Origin of the sequence: Nonomuraea antri (assembly GCF_013283785.1) — a bacterium.
Taxonomy (GTDB): Bacteria; Actinomycetota; Actinomycetes; order Streptosporangiales; family Streptosporangiaceae; genus Nonomuraea; species Nonomuraea antri.
Window position 1 is genome coordinate 1 of record NZ_JABCPZ010000234.1, and the last position, 16,741, is coordinate 16,741.

The following is a 16,741-nucleotide window of genomic DNA, read 5'->3' on the forward strand; positions in this document are numbered from 1 at the left end:
TATAAGAGACAGACCCGGTCCCGCCCCCCAAAAGGACGGCAACCCCGACGCCCGGGATGGCCGCGGAACGGTGACGGGTGGTTACGGCGATGCGGAAGGGGACGGACGGAGGTGGCCGCTGAGGGTGGCCTCCAGCGCGGCGGTCGCCTCCTCGATGGCCGCGATCACCACCGCCTGCACCGGATCCGGCTCCCCCGACCGCGTCCTGCTCACCCGCGTCACCGCGTCCAGCCGCCGCGCCCCCACGTCACGCACCTCGCTCACCAGCACCTCGCCCTCGGGCACGTCCAGCAGCGCCAGCGCGGGGACGATCGCGACCCCGTGCCCGGCGGCGACCAGCGCCAGCGTCGGGCCGAACTCGGTGATCACGTGGATCTTGCGCGGCTCGAACCCGTGCAGCCCGGCCAGCCGGTCGAGCGCCTGGCCGCACGCCTGGTCGGGCTCCCCGGCCACCCACGGCAGCTCCTTCAGGTCGGCGACCGTGGACGGCGGGTCCGGCCAGGAGGGCGGGACGACGATCCGGTACTCGTCCACGTACAGCGGCCTGGTGGTCAGGGACGGCTGCGCCAGCACGGGCAGGCTCATGTCCTGTTCGGTGATGAGCACGTCCACGACGCCCAGCCGCAGCTCCTGCAGCGCCGGCTGGCCGTAGATCTCGTGGATCACCGGCAGGATCTTCGGGTGCCGCTCGGCCAGGTCGCGCATCGCGGGCACCAGCATGTGCTTGATCACGGTCGGGAACGCGGCGATGCGCACCGGCCCGGCCAGCCGTTCGGTGAAGCGGGTGAGCTCGCGCCTGGCCTCGGACAGTTCGTCCTCCACCCGTTCGGCGTAGCCGGCGAGCACGCGTCCGGCGGGGGTGAGCGACACGCTGCGCTGCGAGCGGTCGATGAGCGCCAGCCCGACCTCGCGTTCGAGCTGGGCCAGTTGTTGGGAGACGGCGGAGGGGGTCAGGTACAGCGCCTCGGCCGCGCGCATGACCCCGCCGCGACGGGCCACTTCGTGGAGTATCCGCAGCCGTCGGGGGTCAATGTCCATGCAGATGAGCTTACGCCTACCTTTAGCATTCTTTATTTGCGCTTTAGGGCCATGAATCCGGACAATGGCGCGCATGGATCTCCTCCTCGACGCCATCGGCTGGCTCGGCGCGGCCCTGCTGCTGACCGGGTACGCGATGGTCTCGTCCTCCCGCATGTCGGGAGACGGCGTCCCCTACCAGGTCATGAACCTCATCGGCTCGATCTGCCTGATGGTCAACTGTGTCTACAACGACGCCTGGCCGTCGGCCTGGCTGAACCTGATCTGGGCGGCGATCGGCGTCGTGGCCCTGGTGAAATTGACGAAAGTGAGTATCGCCCGATGATCGTCGAGCTCAGCCACCGCATCGAAGCCGGCATGATCACCTACCCTGGGATCCCCGGCCCGACGCTCGGTCTCCACCTGAGCAGGGAGGACTCGCGCGAGATCTACGCGCCGGGCACCGAGTTCGAGATCGCCACGATCACGCTGGCCGCCAACACCGGCACCTATCTGGACAGTCCCTATCACCGCTACGCGGACGGTCCGGACCTTTCCGGTCTGCCCCTGGACAAGCTGGCCGACCTGCCCGGCCTGGTGATCCGCGCGGACCAGGGCCGCGAGGTGACGCTCGACCGGGGCCTGGACGTCCGCGGCAAGGCCGTGCTGATCCACACCGGCTGGGACCGCCACTTCGGCACCGAGGACTACCTGCACGGTCACCCGTATCTCGCGCCGGAGTCGGCGCGGTGGCTGGCCGAGCAGGGCGCCGCGCTGGTCGGCATCGACTCGCTGAACATCGACGACACCCCGCCGCGCGGTGCGCGCCCGGCGCACACGCTACTGCTCGCGGCCGGGATTCCGCTGGTGGAGCACCTGACCGGGCTGGCCGCGCTGCCCGGCGAGGGCTTCCGCTTCCACGCCGCGCCGCCGCTGATCGCCGGCATGGGAACGTTCCCGGTCAGGGCCTACGCCATCGTGCCGTGACCCCCGCCGTGCCAGCCGGGGTCGTCGTGGCAGGCGGGGCCGACGGGGGGACGGCTACTCGTCGTCGTCCTGGTCGGCCTCGTCCCACGCCTTGTTGCGTTCGGCGGCGCGTTGCAGTGCGCCCGCCGCCTCCTGCTCGGTCGCGTACGGACCCATCCGGTCCTTGTTGGGGCAGCCCTGGTCGGGCTCGACCCGCATGTGCTTGAGACAGAACCACCACTGGCCTTCGCTCACGAGGTCAATTCTGCCCCGTAGACTGGTGTTTCATGACGACACTGCTCCAGCCCGGGCGAGTTTCGCCCATGCGAAAGGTCCCCGCCCACATCGAGCGGCCGGAGTACGTCGGCAAGAAGCGGCCCAAGACCGGCGAGTCCGACGTCAAGACCCCCGAGATCATCGAGCGCATGCGCGTGGCAGGCCGCATCGCCGCGCAGGCCCTGGAAGAGGTCGGCAGGCACGCCAAGCCCGGCGTCACCACCGACGAGCTCGACCGCATCGGCCACGAGTTCCTGCTCGACCACCACGCCTACCCCAGCACGCTGGGCTACAAGGGCTATCCGAAGTCGCTGTGCACCTCGATCAACGAGGTGATCTGCCACGGCATCCCCGACGACACCGTGCTGCGCGACGGCGACATCGTCAACGTCGACATCACCGCCTACATCGGCGGGGTGCACGGCGACACCGACGCGACGTACCTGGTCGGCGAGGTCGACGAGGAGTCGCGGCTGCTGGTCGAGCGCACCCGCGAGGCGATGATGCGCGCGATCAAGGCGGTCGCGCCCGGCCGCCAGCTCAACGTGGTCGGCCGCGTCATCGAGGCGTACGCCAAGCGGTTCGGCTACGGCGTGGTGCGCGACTTCACCGGCCACGGCATCGGCACGAGCTTCCACTCCGGCCTGATGGTGCCGCACTACGACGACCCGTCGCTGCGGGTCGAGCTGGTGCCCGGCATGACGTTCACCATCGAGCCGATGCTGACGCTGGGCACGATCGACTACGAGATCTGGCCCGACAAGTGGACGGCCGTGACGAAGGACCGCAAGCGCACCGCCCAGTTCGAGCACACGGTGCTGGTCACCGAGACCGGCAGCGAGATCCTCACCCTCCCCTGACACACACCGGTCCTTGGCGCACACCGGTCCTGGCGCGCACCGGTCCCTGACGCACGCCCGTCAGCGCCGTGGCGCGGGCACGACGCCGGAGACCGTCGTGCCCTCGCCGGGGACGCTGCTGACCGACAGCCGGCCGCCCGCCTCGGCGAAGGCCGCGCGCATCCTGGCGATGCCGCGGCCGGGCGCGCCGGCCACGAAGCCTCTGCCGTTGTCGCTGACCGTCATGCGCAGGCCGCTCTTGCCGACGGTCACGGCGATCGACACGGTGATCGACACCGTGCCGGCGCCGCTGTGCTGTTCCACGTTCGCCAGGGCCTCGCCCATGGCCGTCATGACGGCGCGGGACACCTTCGATGGCACGTCCGTGGCCGGAAGCGCCCAGGTCTCCACGGCGATTCCGGTGCGTTCGGACCACTCGGCCAAGTGGCTCTCGAGCGCCTCGGCCAGGGTCTGCCCCCCGCGCATGCGCGTCTCTTCCGACAAGGTTCTCGCCTTCCTGGACACCACGAGCATGCGCCGGTCCCCACTCCGGCGCCCCGCACTCGCCGCGATGCCCCCCTCAAGGCTGCAGGCGTCAGGGTGATGCCCGTCTCCCCTGGAAGAAAGGCTACCTGGCCGTCCAGAGACTTGTAGTCAGAAGATAGGGTGCCGTGGCGGAACGGCTACTCGCCCTTGTCGACCTTGTCCTTCCGGTTGAGACGGGCGAGGTAGGCGTTGTAGGAGTCGAGTTCCGGGTCTCCGGCCCCGCTCCTGGCCGCCTTGCGGTCGGCGCGCCTGGCCTGCCGTTCGTCGTCGCGGTACCACTGCATGGCGATGGCCAGGAGCACGAGGAGCGTCGGGATCTCGCCGAAGCCCCACGCGATGGCGCCGCCGTCGATCTGGGTCTGCACCAGCGACGGGCCCCAGGTGCGGCCGAGCTGCTCGTACCAGCCGGGCGCCATGACCGTGCCGGTCATCATCAGCGCGACGCCGAAGAACGCGTGGAACGGCATGGTGACGAAGAGCATCAGCAGCCGGCCCACGTACGGCAGCCGGTTCGGCCCGGGATCGACGCCGATGATCACCCAGAAGAACAGGCAGCCGCTGAGCAGGAAGTGGCTGGTCATCACGATGTGGCCGAGGTGTTCGACCATCGCCTTCTCGAACAGCGGCGTGAAATAGAGCACGTACGTCGAGCCGACGAAGATCGCTGTCGCGATGGCCGGATGCGTGATGACCTTGCTGAACCTGCTGTGCAGGATCGTGGTGATCCACTCGCGCGGCCCGCGGTCGCCGCGCCTGGCGGCCGGCTTGAGCGCGCGCAGGGCCAGCGTGACGGGCCCGCCCAGGACCAGGAAGATCGGCACGATCATGGACAGCATCATGTGCTCGATCATGTGCACGTCGAACAGCACCTTGGCGTATCTGGCCAGGCCGCTCTGCGTGGCCAGGACCAGCACGAGCACGCCGATGAACCACGAGACGGTGCGGCCGACCGGCCACTTGTCGCCGCGCCGCCACAGCCGCCAGACGCCGGCCGCGTACAGGCCGGCGAGCGCGGCGGCCACCGCGGCGAAGAACAGGTCGAACCACCACATCGACAGCACGTTGCCCAGCGTGATGGGCGGCGGCATCGGGAAGCCGAGCAGGTCGTAGGCGCGGTCGCCGGGCACGGTGAACTGCGGCGGCGGCGTGCGCGCCAGGGCCACGGCCAGGCCGACGGTGGCCAGCATGAGCAGCATCTCGCCGCCCGCGAGCCGGGTGAACGCGCGCGGCTTGCCCGCCTGGAGGTCGGCCAGCGTGCGCTGCCGGTGCCACCAGCCCACGTAGCCGAGCAGGACGAACGCGACGATCTTCGCGACGACCAGCATCCCATACTGCGATGTCCACAAATCGGACACAGCGGTGAGCCGCGCGACCAGGCTGAACACCCCGGACAGGCCGACTCCGGCGTAGCACACCAGCGCCATGGTGGAGAACCTGGCCGCCGCCACCTCAAGCTGCGGCTGCTTGCGCAGGGCGTGCAGGGCCAGCACGGCCAGGCCGCCCACCCACAGCGCGATCGACAGCAGGTGCAGCGACAGCGACGAGGTGGCCAGGTCGTGGTTGGGCGAGGAGGACAGGTGCCCGGTCAGCGGCGGCGGCAGCAGCGTGACCAGCGCGAACGCCAGCAGCCCCGCCGCCGCGCCGGCGGTGATCGCGCCGCGCGAGAACAGCGCGATCGCCACGCTGAACAGCACCACCAGCGTGAGCGCCACGCCCTGGGTGGTGTCGGTGGCCTGGCCGATCAGGTATTCGCGGTTGAGGATCTGCGGGACCGTGCGGCCCCAGGCGTCGGCCGTGGTGAACACGATCGACAGGAACGCCGCGCCGGCCCAGGCCAGCGCGCTCCACGAGGCGGCCCTGACGTATTCGGCGGCCGGTTTGCCGAGCACGCCCTTGTCGTTGGGCAGCAGCAGGGCGGCCATGAGGAGCAGGCCGACCGTGGCCAGGCCGGCCACGTCCATGGCCAGCTTGGAGACCGGCAGCCCCCACCGGACGACCACGCCGGCGTCGGGCAGGCCCGGGATGATCCGCGGGAACGCCCTGCCGCCCCAGATCATGCCGATCACCAGGGCGACGACGGCCGCCGCCAGCCCCGCGAGCGCGACGCGCGCCGCCCTGCTCATCGCTTGTTCTTCCGCATGCTGAGCAGGAAGCCGATCCCGATGCCGACCAGCGCGCCGACCACGATCAGCAGCCAGATGGGGAACGACGTGGTCTGCTCCGCCGAGGCCTGCTCGGCGGCGGGAGCGGGCGCGGCGGCGGACTCCGTCGGGGCGGGCGCCGCCGACTCGGTCACGGCGGGCGCCGAGGACTCCGTCGCGGCGGGCGCGGCCGACTCGGTGGCTGCCGGCGCGGGCGCGCCTTCGACCGTGAACGGGATCTCACCCTCGATCGGGTGCCCGTCGGACGACACCACCCGGTAGGCGATCGTGTACTTCCCGTCGGGCAGTGCGCCCTTGAGCTCCTGGCGCACCACGGCGCCGTCGGCCTTCGGCTTGCCGGACTCGTGGCGGGCGTCACCTGGGCCGCGGACGATGACGAAAGGCATGCGCACCTCGGCGGTGAACGTCAGCTTGATCTCGTCGAGCGTCTTGACCTTGGCGCCCTTGGCGGGGTCGCTGCTCTTGAGCGCGTCGTGCGCCAGGGCGGGACCGGCGGTGCCGAGCACGAGCAGGGCGGCGAGGATCGCGGTGAGGGCCGCGAGCGGGGATCTCTTCATGGCACCCTCAAGGCTACCGACGCCACCGGCCGGTCCCGACCTCGCTACAGCCCCGCGCAGGCGAGAGCGCGCTGATAGGCGTCGACGGCCCCGTCGGTGTCGCCGAGCTGCTCCATGGTCTCGGCCGCGGCGTACCAGGTGGCGGCGGAACGCGGGGAGTCGGGCATCGGGGTGAGCCACTTGTGCACGCCGGCGACGTGGGCCTCGGCCTCGGTGAAGCGGCCGGTGGCGCCGTAGACGCGGCCGAGCAGCAGATCGGCCTCGGCCCACAGCTGCAGGCCGGACTGCGGCAGCAGCTCCCTGGCCTCGTGCGCGTGCGTGATCACCTGGTCGAAGTCGCCCATCATGAACTCGACCCGGGCCAGTTCGAGCAGGGCGCGCCCGCGCTCCATGGCGGTGCTGGAGGCCTCCTGCTGCTCGCCGATCGCCTTGATCAGCATGTCGCGGGCCACCTCGGGCTGGTCGGGGTGCGCCTCGATGTGGTGCTGGGCCAGGGCCACCCGGGTACGGGCGATGCGGCGCGGGTCGCCGTTCTCGATCTGCAGGGCCATGGCGCGCTCGAGGAAGGACACGGCTTCGGAGTAGTAGCCGGTGCTGGCCGCGGTGAGCGCGGCGTTCCAGTTGGCCGCGACCAGCGACCGCGGGCTGCCGAGCGCGTCGGCCACGTTCAGCAGCTCGGCCGCGAACTGCCTGGCGCGCAGCAGGTCGCCGCGGAAGATGTAGACGGCGAGCAGGGTGGCCGCGAGCTCGACGAGCGAGTCGTTCCAGACCGGGCGCACGCCGAGGCCGAGCATCGACTCGCCGATCTCGACGGCTTCGCTGAGCCGCTCGGTCTCGCGGTAGACGCGGCAGAGCGCGATGGCGATCTGGATGCGGCGTTCCTCGGGAAGCTCCTCGCCGCGCAGGCGGAGCAGGACGTCGACCGCCTGGTCGGTGTCGCCGCACGCCTCGGCCGCCAGGGCGAGCCCGAATTCGGTCTCTTGACGCAGACTGGTCAACCCTGTCAGGTTGTTGTTCGCCAAGAGCTCGGTGAAGCGGTTGTACGCCTCGACGACCTCACCGTTCTCCAGAGCCAGGCGAGCGTAGCCGAGCGCCAGCTCGATGTCCTCCATCTGCTCCGCGGTCACGCCGTTGAGCAGGTAGGACAGCGAGCAGTCGAGCTTCTGCGCGAGCAGTTCGAGAACGGCGGGAGTGGGCGTGCGCTTTCCGCTCTCGATCAAGGAGACGTAACTGTCCGACAATTCCGGGTGGGCGAGCTGCGCCTGAGAGAGGCCACGCTGCCGACGAACGGTCTTGATGCGGAGACCAACTAGGTCAGATGTGGTCACGGCCTACGCTCCCTGAGATGATGAGTCCGAGCAACCCCACAGGCGAGGGAGATTCCCCATGCACACGCGTTTTGCCCAGTTCCTGCTAGCTGCCCTTTTCACGGCCATCGTGGTCGTAGGAACTAATGGTACGGCCGCAAGCGCTGACGCGCCTCCCCCTCCCGCCTCGATGACGTTCAACAAGGAGGCCTGCTGCTGACCCTGCTCTGCTCATCTCGGCCGCACCCGGGATGTATGAGCAGGTCGCGGGCCCGTAGCCGACGCGATTTCGCGTGATCTCGACGCGATTTCCGGCGATCGGCGACGGACGCGCGTGACGCCCGGGCGCCAGGCGCCGTCACTGAACCTCGGTACGGACGCATGCCGCCCGGGCGCTTGTCGTCTCCCGCGCCCCTTCCCCGTGGAGCAACCCCGTGGAACAGCAGGGTAGTCGGGGCTTCTACATTTCATCTACAAGCGCCGGATCCTTTACCTCACAGCGTTTCTGACTACGCTGCCAACGTGCACACATCGCGCGAGACAAGACGTACGGCGACGAGTGTGACGGTTCGCATCCTCGGCCCTGTCGTCGGCCACCACAGCGGTGCGGAGATCGATCTCGGCTCACCGCGCCAGCGCGCGGTCATCGCGATGCTGGCCTCACGTCCCGGCCAAGTGATCACGATGGGCCAGCTCCTGGAAGGCGTCTGGGGTGAGAACCCGCCGGCCAGCGCAGAGCAGAGCGTCTACACCTACGTGGCGGGCCTGCGCCGCATCATCGAGCCGGACCGCCGCCCGCGCCAGCCGCCCACGACGCTGATCCGCCTGGCCGGCGGCTACCAGCTGCGCATCGAGCCGCGTGCGATCGACTCCTTCGTCCTGGCCGAGCACCTGGACACGGCCGAGCGGCTGCGCGAGTCCGGCGATCTCGACGGCGCGTTGCACGCGTTCGACCGGGCGCTGCGGTTGTGGCGCGGCCCCACGCTGAGCGGCATCCCCGGGCCCTTCGCCGAGCACGAGCGCTCCCGTCTCGACGAACTGCGCCTGAGCGCGCTCGAAGGCCACGCGGAGACGCTGCGCCTGCTCGGCCGGCCGCAGGAGGCCGTCGAAGAGCTGCGCGACCTGACGCGCGCGCATCCGCTGCGGGAACGGCCGTACGAGCTGCTCATGCTCGCCCTGCACGGCTGCGGCAGGGAGAGCGAGGCGATCATGGCCTTCGAGGAGGCCCGCGCCGTCCTGGCCGACGAGCTGGGCGTGGCGCCCGGTGAGGGGTTACGCGCGGCGCATCAGCTCGTCCTGGCCGCGACCGGCGACGACGGGGCGGGGGTGCCCGGGCCGCCCCGGCAGTTACCGCGTGACCTCATCGGGTTCGTGGGCCGGGCGCAGGACACCATGCGCCTGCGCACGCTCCTCATCCCACACGGCGACGAACCGCCGCCCCCGCTGGTGGTGATCTCCGGCCCGGCCGGCGTCGGCAAGTCGGCGCTGGCCGTACGGATCGCCCACATGGTGAAGGGCCAGTACCCGCAGGGCCAGCTCTACGTGAACCTCCGCGGCGGCACTCCCAACGTGCCGCGCCTGACGCCGCACGAGGCGCTCAGCCGGCTGCTGCGCGGCCTCGGCCTGCGGGACGAGAACATCCCGGTCGACGCCGACGAGGCCGCGGCCGTGTTACGCAGCAGGCTGCACGGCAACCGGCTGCTCATCCTCCTCGACGACGCGGCCGACCTCACCCAGATCCGGCCGCTGCTGTCCTCCCCGCTCGGCACCACCCTCCTGGTCACCAGCCGCGAGTCGCTGAGCGTGGGCGACGACTGCGTGCAGCTCAGTCTCGGCCCGCTGTCCTCGGCCGAGGCGACGGCCATGCTGGCCAAGCTGGTCGGCGGCAGGATCGCGGCCGACCACGCGGAGAGCGTCCGGCTGGTGCAGTTGTGCGACGGGCTGCCGCTGGCGCTGCGGATCGCCGGCGCCCGGCTGGCCGACCGTCCCGACTGGAGCGTGCGCGGCTTCGCCGACCGGCTCAGCGACGAGCGCAGGCGGCTGCACGAGCTGGAGGTGGGCGAGCTCGCCGTGCGCTCCAGCCTGGCGGCGAGCCTGCAGGCGCTGCGGCACGGCGGCCGCGACGCGGCCGCGGCCAGGATGCTGGCCCTGCTCGGGCTCCTGCACGTGCCGGACATCACCGTCGAGACGGCCGCCGCGCTGTCGGGGACGCCGGAGGCCGCGGCGGAACGCGCGCTCGAACGCCTCAGCGACGCCCATCTCCTGGAGCGCGGCGCGGCCGGCCGCTACCAGCTCCATGACCTCGTCAGGCTCTTCGCCAGCGAGCTGCCGTGCCCGGAGGGGCGGCTGGCCCCGCTCACGCGGGTGCTCGGCCATTTCGCGGCCTCGGCCCGCGCGGCGATGGCCATCGTCGACCCGCACCGGGTGCACGCGGACCATCCGGCGGTGACGGCGGCCGGCCGCGGGTTCGACGACGCCGAGGAGGCCATGGCGTGGCTGCTGGGCGAGGAGCCCAGCCTGGTGGCCGCCGCCGTCCAGGCGATGGCCGATCCCGATGAGGCGATCGCCAAGCTGGGCGTGGCGATCGGGTTCGCCATCATGTGGCACCAGCAGAAGGCGTACCGCGTCGCCGACATGCTCCGCATGGGCAGGCAGGAGCTGACGGTGGGCGAGCGGTACGACGACGACGGGATCAGGATGCACGCGCACGCCCAGATCTCGGCCGGCATGCATCTGGAGGGATCGCTGTCCGACGCGCTGACCCATCTGGAGCAGCAGCTGGAGCTGGCCAGACGGCTGAAGGACCGGTTCAACGAGCAGCGCGCGCACGGCAACCTGGCCGCCACCTACACGCAGTGGGAGAAGTTCGAGGAGGCGCTGCCCCACGCGCTGGCGCAGCGTGAGATCGCCTGCGGGATCGGCTCCGGCGTGGGCGAGCGCTACGCCCAGCTGATGATCGGGGTGATCTACCAGGGGCTGGGCCGGCTGCTCGACGCCCAGGCGACGCTGGAGAAGGGGCGGGCGATGGCGCAGGCCGTCGGCGATCGCATGCATGAGGCGAACATGCGCAGCAGGCTCGGCCAGGTGCTGCTGGATCGCGGCGAGCATGAGAAGGGGCGGGCCGAGCTGGAGCGGGCGCTGCCGATCGCGCGGATCAGCGGCACGCGCGTGGTTCAGATGCACAGCCTGATCCAGCTCGCCCGCGCGCATCGGCTGCTCGGTCAGGAGGCCCAGGCCAGGGCGCGCATCAGCGAGGCCCTGCACCAGGCCCGGGTGATGGAGAGCCCGTACTGGCTGAAGCAGGTGTCGGCGGAGCAGGAGGCGATCGGGATGGAGCGGGACGGCCACCCGCTGGCCATGTGACGCGAACGCGTGTCACCCGGGCGGCGGCTGGTCCTTGAGCGCGAGGAAGAAGTCGACCCGGTCGGCCATCGTGGCCAGGTTCCTGCCGGTCAGCTCCTCGACCCGGCGGATGCGGTAGCGGACGGTGTTGACGTGCACGTGCAGCCGCTCGGCGCAGGCGTTCCAGGATCCGGCACAGTCGAGGAAGACGGCCAGCGTGCGTACCAGCTCGGACTGGTGCCCGCGGTCGTAGGCGAGCAGGGGCGCCAGCAGCCGGTCGGCGAACGAGCGGCGCACGTCGCCGGGCACGGTGGCCAGCAGCAGCGCGTGGGTGTAGATCTCGTCGCTGGTGACGACGCCGCCCGAACGGGCCTCGGCCAGGCGCCTGGCGTGCCCGGCCTCCTCCACGCCGCCCTTGACGGCCGCCGCGCCGGTCAGCGCGCCGCTGAGCCCGACGCAGACGCGGACGCCCGGCAGCGCGGCGAGCACGTTCACCCCGGTCCGCAGGCGTTCCGCCAGCTCGGCCGGGGTGCTCCCGCGCAGCGGCACCAGGGCGACCGCGGCGTCGGGAATGGCCGCCGCGACGACCTCCCTGCTCAGCAGCTCCTCCAGGATCCGGCCACCGAGCGCGACGGGACCCGGCCCGCCCGCCTGAGCCGCCGCCGGGATGGGCGCGCCGGCGCTGACCACCGCGTACGGTTGCGCCGCGTCGATCCCGCAGGTCCGCAGCCCGGCGTTCAGCTCGGCGGCGTCGGACTCGGCCAGGGCGGCGGTCACCAGCCGCTCGGCCAGGCGGCGTTCGACCCGGCGGCCCTCCTCCATGCGGTTGCGTTCGAGCGCCACGCAGGCGGCCAGCTCGTAGCCGAGGTCGGCGCGGTTGAGCAGATCGCCGTCGCAGGCCAGCGCCCAGCCCGCGGCCCGGTGCCCGCGCCCCACGCCGAAGATCGTGCTGCCGCCGGCCGCCACGGGAAGCCTGGGCGCCGTCAGATAGGCGCGCGCGAGCCCGGCCGGGTCGGCGGCGGCCCCCACGATCACCTCGCCGGTCGCCGACACCACCGCGCCGGTGACGCCCAGCTCGGCGGCGGTCAGCTCGAACAGCTCGCGCAGGTCGGCGCCCTCGGCGATGGCCGTGACCAGGCGGCGGTGCCGGCCGAGCGCGTCGCGCACGTCTCCGGACAGGCGGGGCGCCGCGTGCTCGGCCAGCGCGCGGAACGACACCTCGGTCGGCACCTCGATGAGCGGCAGCCCGGCGGCGGCACACGCCTCGACCAGGTCACCCGGGACGTGGCCGAGCCACGCCTGCCCCGCGCCGAGCGCGCTCACCCCGGCCTCGGCCAGGGCCGTCACGAACCGCGCCGAGTCCTCCGGCGCGTTACGCCACATCAGCCCGGACAGCACCAGCTCGCCGCCCGACAGGTAGCGCCCGGGATCGGGCAGGTCGGTGATGTGGACGGCGCCGAACTCGGTGTCCGGGTCGCCGGTGAGCAGCGTGAGGCGCAGTTCTTCGACGGCCAGCAGGTCACTGATGCGCACTTGGAGGAATATACAAGCCGGGCGTCCGGCGCTTGACCGGGATTTCACGTCGTGCGCATAGGAGCGGCGGTGCGCCGGGTGCTCTACTCGGAAGATGACGCAGACGGCGGATGCGACCAGGCAGGGCGTCGGCGAGAGCGCCCGGCGGCCCGACGCGGCGCTGAAGGTCACCGGCGAGTTCGCCTACGCCTCCGACCTGTGGCTGGACGGCACGGTGTGGGGGGCGACGCTGCGCAGCCCGCACCCGTCGGCGTGGATCAGGTCGATCGACGTGGGACCCGCGCTGAAGATCGCCGGCGTGCTGGCCGCGCTCACCCACGAGGACGTGCCCGGCGAGAAGTTCTACGGGCTCGAACGCAGGGATCAGCCGGTGCTCGCCATCGACCAGGTGCGTTACCAGGGCGAGCCGGTGGCGCTGGTCGCCGCCGACCACCCGGAGACCGCGGCCCGCGCCCTGGCGGCCATCGTCGTCGACTACGAGGTGCGCCCGGCCGTCACCGACCCGCGCGAGTCCACCGAGATCGTCAGGTACCAGCCGGTGCGCAGGGGTGACACGTTCGAGGCGGAGGTCGTGGTCACCGGCGAGTACGAGGTCGGCATGCAGGACCAGGCGTTCCTCGGCCCGGAGTCCGGGCTGGCGGTGCCCGCCGAGGACGGCGGCGTCGACCTGTACATCGCCACCCAGTGGCTGCACGTGGACCGCGACCAGCTCGCCCCCTGCCTGGGCCTGCCGCCGGAGAAGGTCAGGCTGACGCTGTCGGGCGTGGGCGGCGCGTTCGGCGCCCGCGAGGACCTGTCGATGCAGGTGCACGCGTGCATGCTGGCGCTGCGGCTGAACCGGCCGGTCAAGATCGTGTACGGGCGGCGCGAGTCGTTCTTCGGCCACGTGCACCGGCACCCGGCCAGGATGCGCTACGAGCACGGCGCCACCCGCGACGGCCAGCTGGTCTACGTCAAGGCCGACCTGCTGCTCGACGGCGGCGCGTACTGCTCCTCCTCCCCCGCGGTCGTCGGCAACGCGGCGTCGCTGGGCGTGGGCCCGTACGAGGTGCCGAACGTGCGCGTGGACGCCACCGGCGTCTACACCAACAACCCGCCGTGCGGGGCGATGCGCGGGTTCGGCGCGGTGCAGGCGTGTTTCGCCTACGAGTCGCAGATGGACCGGCTGGCCGCGGCGTGCGGGCTGTCGCCGGTCGAGATCCGGCTGCGCAACGCCGTCTCGCAGGGCTCCGCGCTCATCACCGGGCAGGTGATCGACTCGCCCGCGCCGCTGGCCGACATGCTGCGCGACCTGGCCGCGATGCCGCTGCCCGCCGCCCCGGCGGGCGACCTGACCGCCGGGGTCGCGGGCGACCTGACCGAGGGGGCCGCGGGCGACCTGCGGGCGCTGCCCGGCGGGGTGTCGCAGACCACGCACGGCGAGTCGGTGCGGCGCGGCGTCGGCTACGGCGTCGGCATCAAGAACATCTGCTTCTCCGAAGGCTTCGACGACTACTCCACCGCCCGGGTCAGGGCCGAGCTGATCGGCGGCGAGCCGCACGTCACCGTGCACACCGCGGCGGCCGAGGTGGGTCAGGGGCTGGTCACGATCCAGGCCCAGATCGCCAGGACCGAACTGGGCGTCGACGACGTCACCGTGGCCGCCGCCGACACCGCGGTCGGCTCGGCGGGGTCGTCGTCGGCGTCGCGGCAGTCGTACATGACCGGGGGCGCGGTGCGCGCGGCCTGCGCGGCGGTGCGCGAGCGGTTCAAGGGGCTGCCGGCGCGCGAGGCGCTGGCCGCGTTCGGGCCGATCGAGGAGACGCGGGAGTACCGGCACCGGCCGACGCGCCCGCTGGACCCGCGTACCGGGCAGGGCGACTCGCACACCCAGCTCGCGCTGTGCGTGCACCGCGCGGTGGTGGACGTGGACGTGGAGCTGGGCCTGATCAAGGTGGTGGAGCTGGCCGCGGTCCAGGACGTGGGCCGGATACTCAACCCGCAGGCGCTGGAGGGCCAGATCCACGGCGGGACTGCGCAGGGGCTCGGGCTGGCGCTGATGGAGGAGGTCCAGGTCAGGGACGGCAAGGTGGTGAACCCGTCGTTCACCGACTACCTGATCCCCACCATGCTGGACATGCCGCCCATGACGCTGAAGATCCTGGAGAATCCCGACCCGGCGGCGCCGTACGGGCTGCGTGGCGCGGGTGAGCCGCCGACGTTGTCGTCCACGCCCGCCATCGTGGCCGCGGTACGCGCCGCGACAGGCCTCGAGTTGACTCGCGTTCCCGTGAGACCGGAAGATATCGCCTTGTCCAGCGACGGGGAGGTATCCGATGAGCAACGCGGATGACGCCGCCAAGGCGGAGTTCGACCGGTTCGACACCGACGGCGACGGCCTGCTGACGGCCGACGAGATCAGGCGGGCCAACGAGGCCCTGGGCGTGCAGGGCGCCTCCGAGGCGGAGGTCGAGGCGTTCATCCAGTCCGCCGACCGCGACGGGGACGGCCGGATCGCCCTGGCCGAGTTCGCCGCCCTGGTCGGCGGCGGACGGCACGAGAAGGCATGATCGTGTTCCCCGCCGGGTAGGCGTAACCCATTCCCCCGAGATCGGTCGAGGGGGGATGACTGTGCTCGACAGGTTCTTCGAGCTGTCCGCGCGGGGGACTACCATCGCACGCGAGGTGCGCGGCGGGCTCACCACGTTCATGGCGATGGCCTACATCATCCTGCTCAACCCGATCATCCTGGCCGGCGCCGAGGACATCACGGGCGCCAGGCTCACCATCGTGCAGCTCACCACCGCGACCGCGCTGGCCGCGGCGGTCTCGACGCTGCTCATGGCGTTCATCGGCAACGCGCCGTTCGGGCTGGCCGCCGGGCTCGGCATGAACGCGGTGGTCGCCTACCAGGCCGCGCCGTTCATGACGTGGGCGCAGGCGATGGGCCTGGTGGTGCTGGAAGGCCTGGTGATCATCGTCCTGGCGGTGACCGGGCTGCGCACCCTGATCATGAACGCGATCCCGCTGGCGCTCAAACACGCGATCAGCGTGGGCATCGGCCTGTTCATCGCGCTGATCGGCCTGGTCGACGCGGGTTTCGTGACCAGGGGCGCGGGCACCCCGGTCCAGCTCGGCACCACCGGGCACCTGACCGGCTGGCCGGTCACGGTGTTCTGCTTCGGCCTGCTGCTGATGATCGTCCTGTACGTGCGCAGGACCCCGGGCGCGATCCTGATCAGCATCGTGCTGACCGCGGCCCTGGCCGTGCTGGTGAACTCGGTGCAGCGGATCGACCCCAAGGCGTGGGGGGTGGTCACGCCGCGGGTGCCCGAGCGGCTGGTGGCCGCCCCCGACTTCGGGCTGGTCGGGCAGGTGGACGTGTTCGGCGGGTTCGTCACGGCCGGCGTGCTGACGGCCTCGGTGGTGCTGTTCACGCTGGTGCTGTCGGGCTTCTTCGACGCGATGGGCACCATCATCGGCATCAGCGACGAGGCCGGGCTGATCGACGAGCGCGGCCGGGTGCCCAGGCTGGGCCGCATCCTGACCGTCGACGGCGTGGCCGGCATGGTGGGCGGCTCGGTCAGCGCGTCGGCCAACACGGTGTTCGTGGAGTCGGCCGCCGGTGTCGGCGAGGGCGCGCGGACCGGGCTGGCCAGCGTGGTCACGGGCGGGCTGCTGGCGCTGACGCTGCTGTTCACGCCGCTGGCCGCGGTGGTGCCCGCGGCGGCGGCCGCGCCGGCGCTGGTGCTGGTGGGCGCGCTGATGATGACGCAGAGCAGGAACGTGCCGTGGAAGGACCTGGACGTGGCGATCCCGGCGTTCCTGACGATCGCGCTGATGCCGTTCACGTACTCGATCACCAACGGCGTGGGCGCCGGGGTGATCGCCTACACGGTGATCAAGGCGGCCAAGGGGCGGTTCGACCAGATCCCGTGGCTGCTCTGGGTGGTCTCGCTGATCTTCCTGGTGTACTTCGGGATCGAGGCGTTCGAGGACCTGTTCGGGTGACCGCTACTTGAGGTCCTGCGGGTCGCAGGCCACGCCGTCCTTGTCGACGTCGTTGTAGTAGTGGTACTCCTCGTGGCGATCCTTGTAGTAGGGGCCGTAGCCCGCCGCGGTGGCCTCCTTGCAGTTGCGGAAGTGCGGGTCGGGCCGGTCCTGGGTGCCGCCGGTGCCGGTGGTCTGCCGGGTGGTGGTGGCGGGGGCGTTCGCGG

At 71.7% G+C, this 16,741-nt stretch carries 15 protein-coding genes; 7 read left to right on the top strand and 8 right to left on the bottom strand.

The features are described 5' to 3' along the window. Nucleotides 1–81: 81 nt before the first annotated feature. Nucleotides 82–1,038: a LysR family transcriptional regulator gene (locus tag HII36_RS45130; protein ID WP_173529519.1), complete on the bottom strand. Its 957-nt coding sequence runs from the start codon at nt 1,036–1,038 to the stop codon at nt 82–84. Between the two features lie 73 nt (nt 1,039–1,111). On the opposite strand from HII36_RS45130, the gene HII36_RS45135 reads away from it, so the two are divergent. Both HII36_RS45135 and HII36_RS45140 read left to right on the top strand, forming a co-directional pair. Continuing rightward, nucleotides 1,112–1,363 carry a CBU_0592 family membrane protein gene (locus HII36_RS45135; protein ID WP_173529520.1) on the top strand — a complete coding sequence of 84 codons (252 nt, stop codon included), beginning with the start codon at nt 1,112–1,114 and terminating at the stop codon, nt 1,361–1,363. Beyond that, nucleotides 1,360–2,004 carry a cyclase family protein gene (locus HII36_RS45140; protein WP_173529521.1) on the top strand — a complete coding sequence of 215 codons (645 nt, stop codon included), beginning with the start codon at nt 1,360–1,362 and terminating at the stop codon, nt 2,002–2,004. Before HII36_RS45135 ends, HII36_RS45140 begins: the two co-directional genes overlap by 4 nt. 54 nt (nt 2,005–2,058) lie before the next feature. Here HII36_RS45140 and HII36_RS45145 read toward each other — a convergent pair whose 3' ends face one another. Then, nucleotides 2,059–2,238: a hypothetical protein gene (locus tag HII36_RS45145; protein ID WP_173529518.1), complete on the bottom strand. Its 180-nt coding sequence runs from the start codon at nt 2,236–2,238 to the stop codon at nt 2,059–2,061. 32 nt (nt 2,239–2,270) lie between these two features. Between HII36_RS45145 and map the strand changes: the two genes are divergently transcribed. Continuing rightward, nucleotides 2,271–3,119: a type I methionyl aminopeptidase gene (map, locus tag HII36_RS45150; RefSeq protein ID WP_173529522.1), complete on the top strand. Its 849-nt coding sequence runs from the start codon at nt 2,271–2,273 to the stop codon at nt 3,117–3,119. Nucleotides 3,120–3,179: 60 nt separating this feature from the next. Here map and HII36_RS45155 read toward each other — a convergent pair whose 3' ends face one another. From HII36_RS45155 to HII36_RS58975, 4 genes are all read right to left on the bottom strand, one after another. Further along, nucleotides 3,180–3,584: a sensor histidine kinase gene (locus HII36_RS45155; RefSeq protein ID WP_173529523.1), complete on the bottom strand. Its 405-nt coding sequence runs from the start codon at nt 3,582–3,584 to the stop codon at nt 3,180–3,182. Between the two features lie 197 nt (nt 3,585–3,781). Further along, nucleotides 3,782–5,767, bottom strand: coding sequence for a bifunctional copper resistance protein CopD/cytochrome c oxidase assembly protein (locus HII36_RS45160; protein ID WP_173529524.1), 1,986 nt, complete (start codon nt 5,765–5,767; stop codon nt 3,782–3,784). After that, complete coding sequence (locus tag HII36_RS45165; RefSeq protein WP_173529525.1) at nt 5,764–6,363, bottom strand: copper resistance CopC family protein; 600 nt, start codon at nt 6,361–6,363, stop codon at nt 5,764–5,766. Before HII36_RS45165 ends, HII36_RS45160 begins: the two co-directional genes overlap by 4 nt. Nucleotides 6,364–6,407: 44 nt before the next feature. Continuing rightward, entirely contained in the window at nt 6,408–7,691 is a 1,284-nt protein-coding gene (locus HII36_RS58975) for a tetratricopeptide repeat protein (RefSeq protein WP_173529526.1), read from the bottom strand. A gap of 540 nt (nt 7,692–8,231) precedes the next feature. On the opposite strand from HII36_RS58975, the gene HII36_RS45175 reads away from it, so the two are divergent. Then, nucleotides 8,232–11,033, top strand: a complete 2,802-nt coding sequence (locus tag HII36_RS45175) for an AfsR/SARP family transcriptional regulator (RefSeq protein ID WP_173529527.1) — start codon at nt 8,232–8,234, stop codon at nt 11,031–11,033. A gap of 12 nt (nt 11,034–11,045) precedes the next feature. Here HII36_RS45175 and HII36_RS45180 read toward each other — a convergent pair whose 3' ends face one another. Further along, the gene (locus HII36_RS45180; RefSeq protein ID WP_173529528.1) at nt 11,046–12,545 is read right to left on the bottom strand and encodes a PucR family transcriptional regulator; all 1,500 of its coding nucleotides are present in this window, start codon (nt 12,543–12,545) and stop codon (nt 11,046–11,048) included. Between the two features lie 94 nt (nt 12,546–12,639). Here HII36_RS45180 and HII36_RS45185 point away from each other — a divergent pair, with 94 nt between their 5' ends. Genes HII36_RS45185 through HII36_RS45195 form a run of 3 tightly spaced genes read left to right on the top strand, consistent with a single transcriptional unit; the run spans nt 12,640 to nt 16,535 of the window. Beyond that, complete coding sequence (locus tag HII36_RS45185; RefSeq protein ID WP_173529529.1) at nt 12,640–14,877, top strand: xanthine dehydrogenase family protein molybdopterin-binding subunit; 2,238 nt, start codon at nt 12,640–12,642, stop codon at nt 14,875–14,877. Further along, complete coding sequence (locus HII36_RS45190; RefSeq protein WP_173529530.1) at nt 14,861–15,094, top strand: EF-hand domain-containing protein; 234 nt, start codon at nt 14,861–14,863, stop codon at nt 15,092–15,094. Before HII36_RS45185 ends, HII36_RS45190 begins: the two co-directional genes overlap by 17 nt. 55 nt (nt 15,095–15,149) lie before the next feature. Beyond that, nucleotides 15,150–16,535 (top strand): NCS2 family permease, encoded by a 1,386-nt coding sequence (locus HII36_RS45195; protein ID WP_173529531.1) that lies wholly within the window; start codon nt 15,150–15,152, stop codon nt 16,533–16,535. Between the two features lie 3 nt (nt 16,536–16,538). Here HII36_RS45195 and HII36_RS45200 read toward each other — a convergent pair. After that, nucleotides 16,539–16,741 (bottom strand): excalibur calcium-binding domain-containing protein (locus HII36_RS45200; RefSeq protein ID WP_173529532.1); only part of this gene is annotated, 203 nt, incomplete at its 5' end.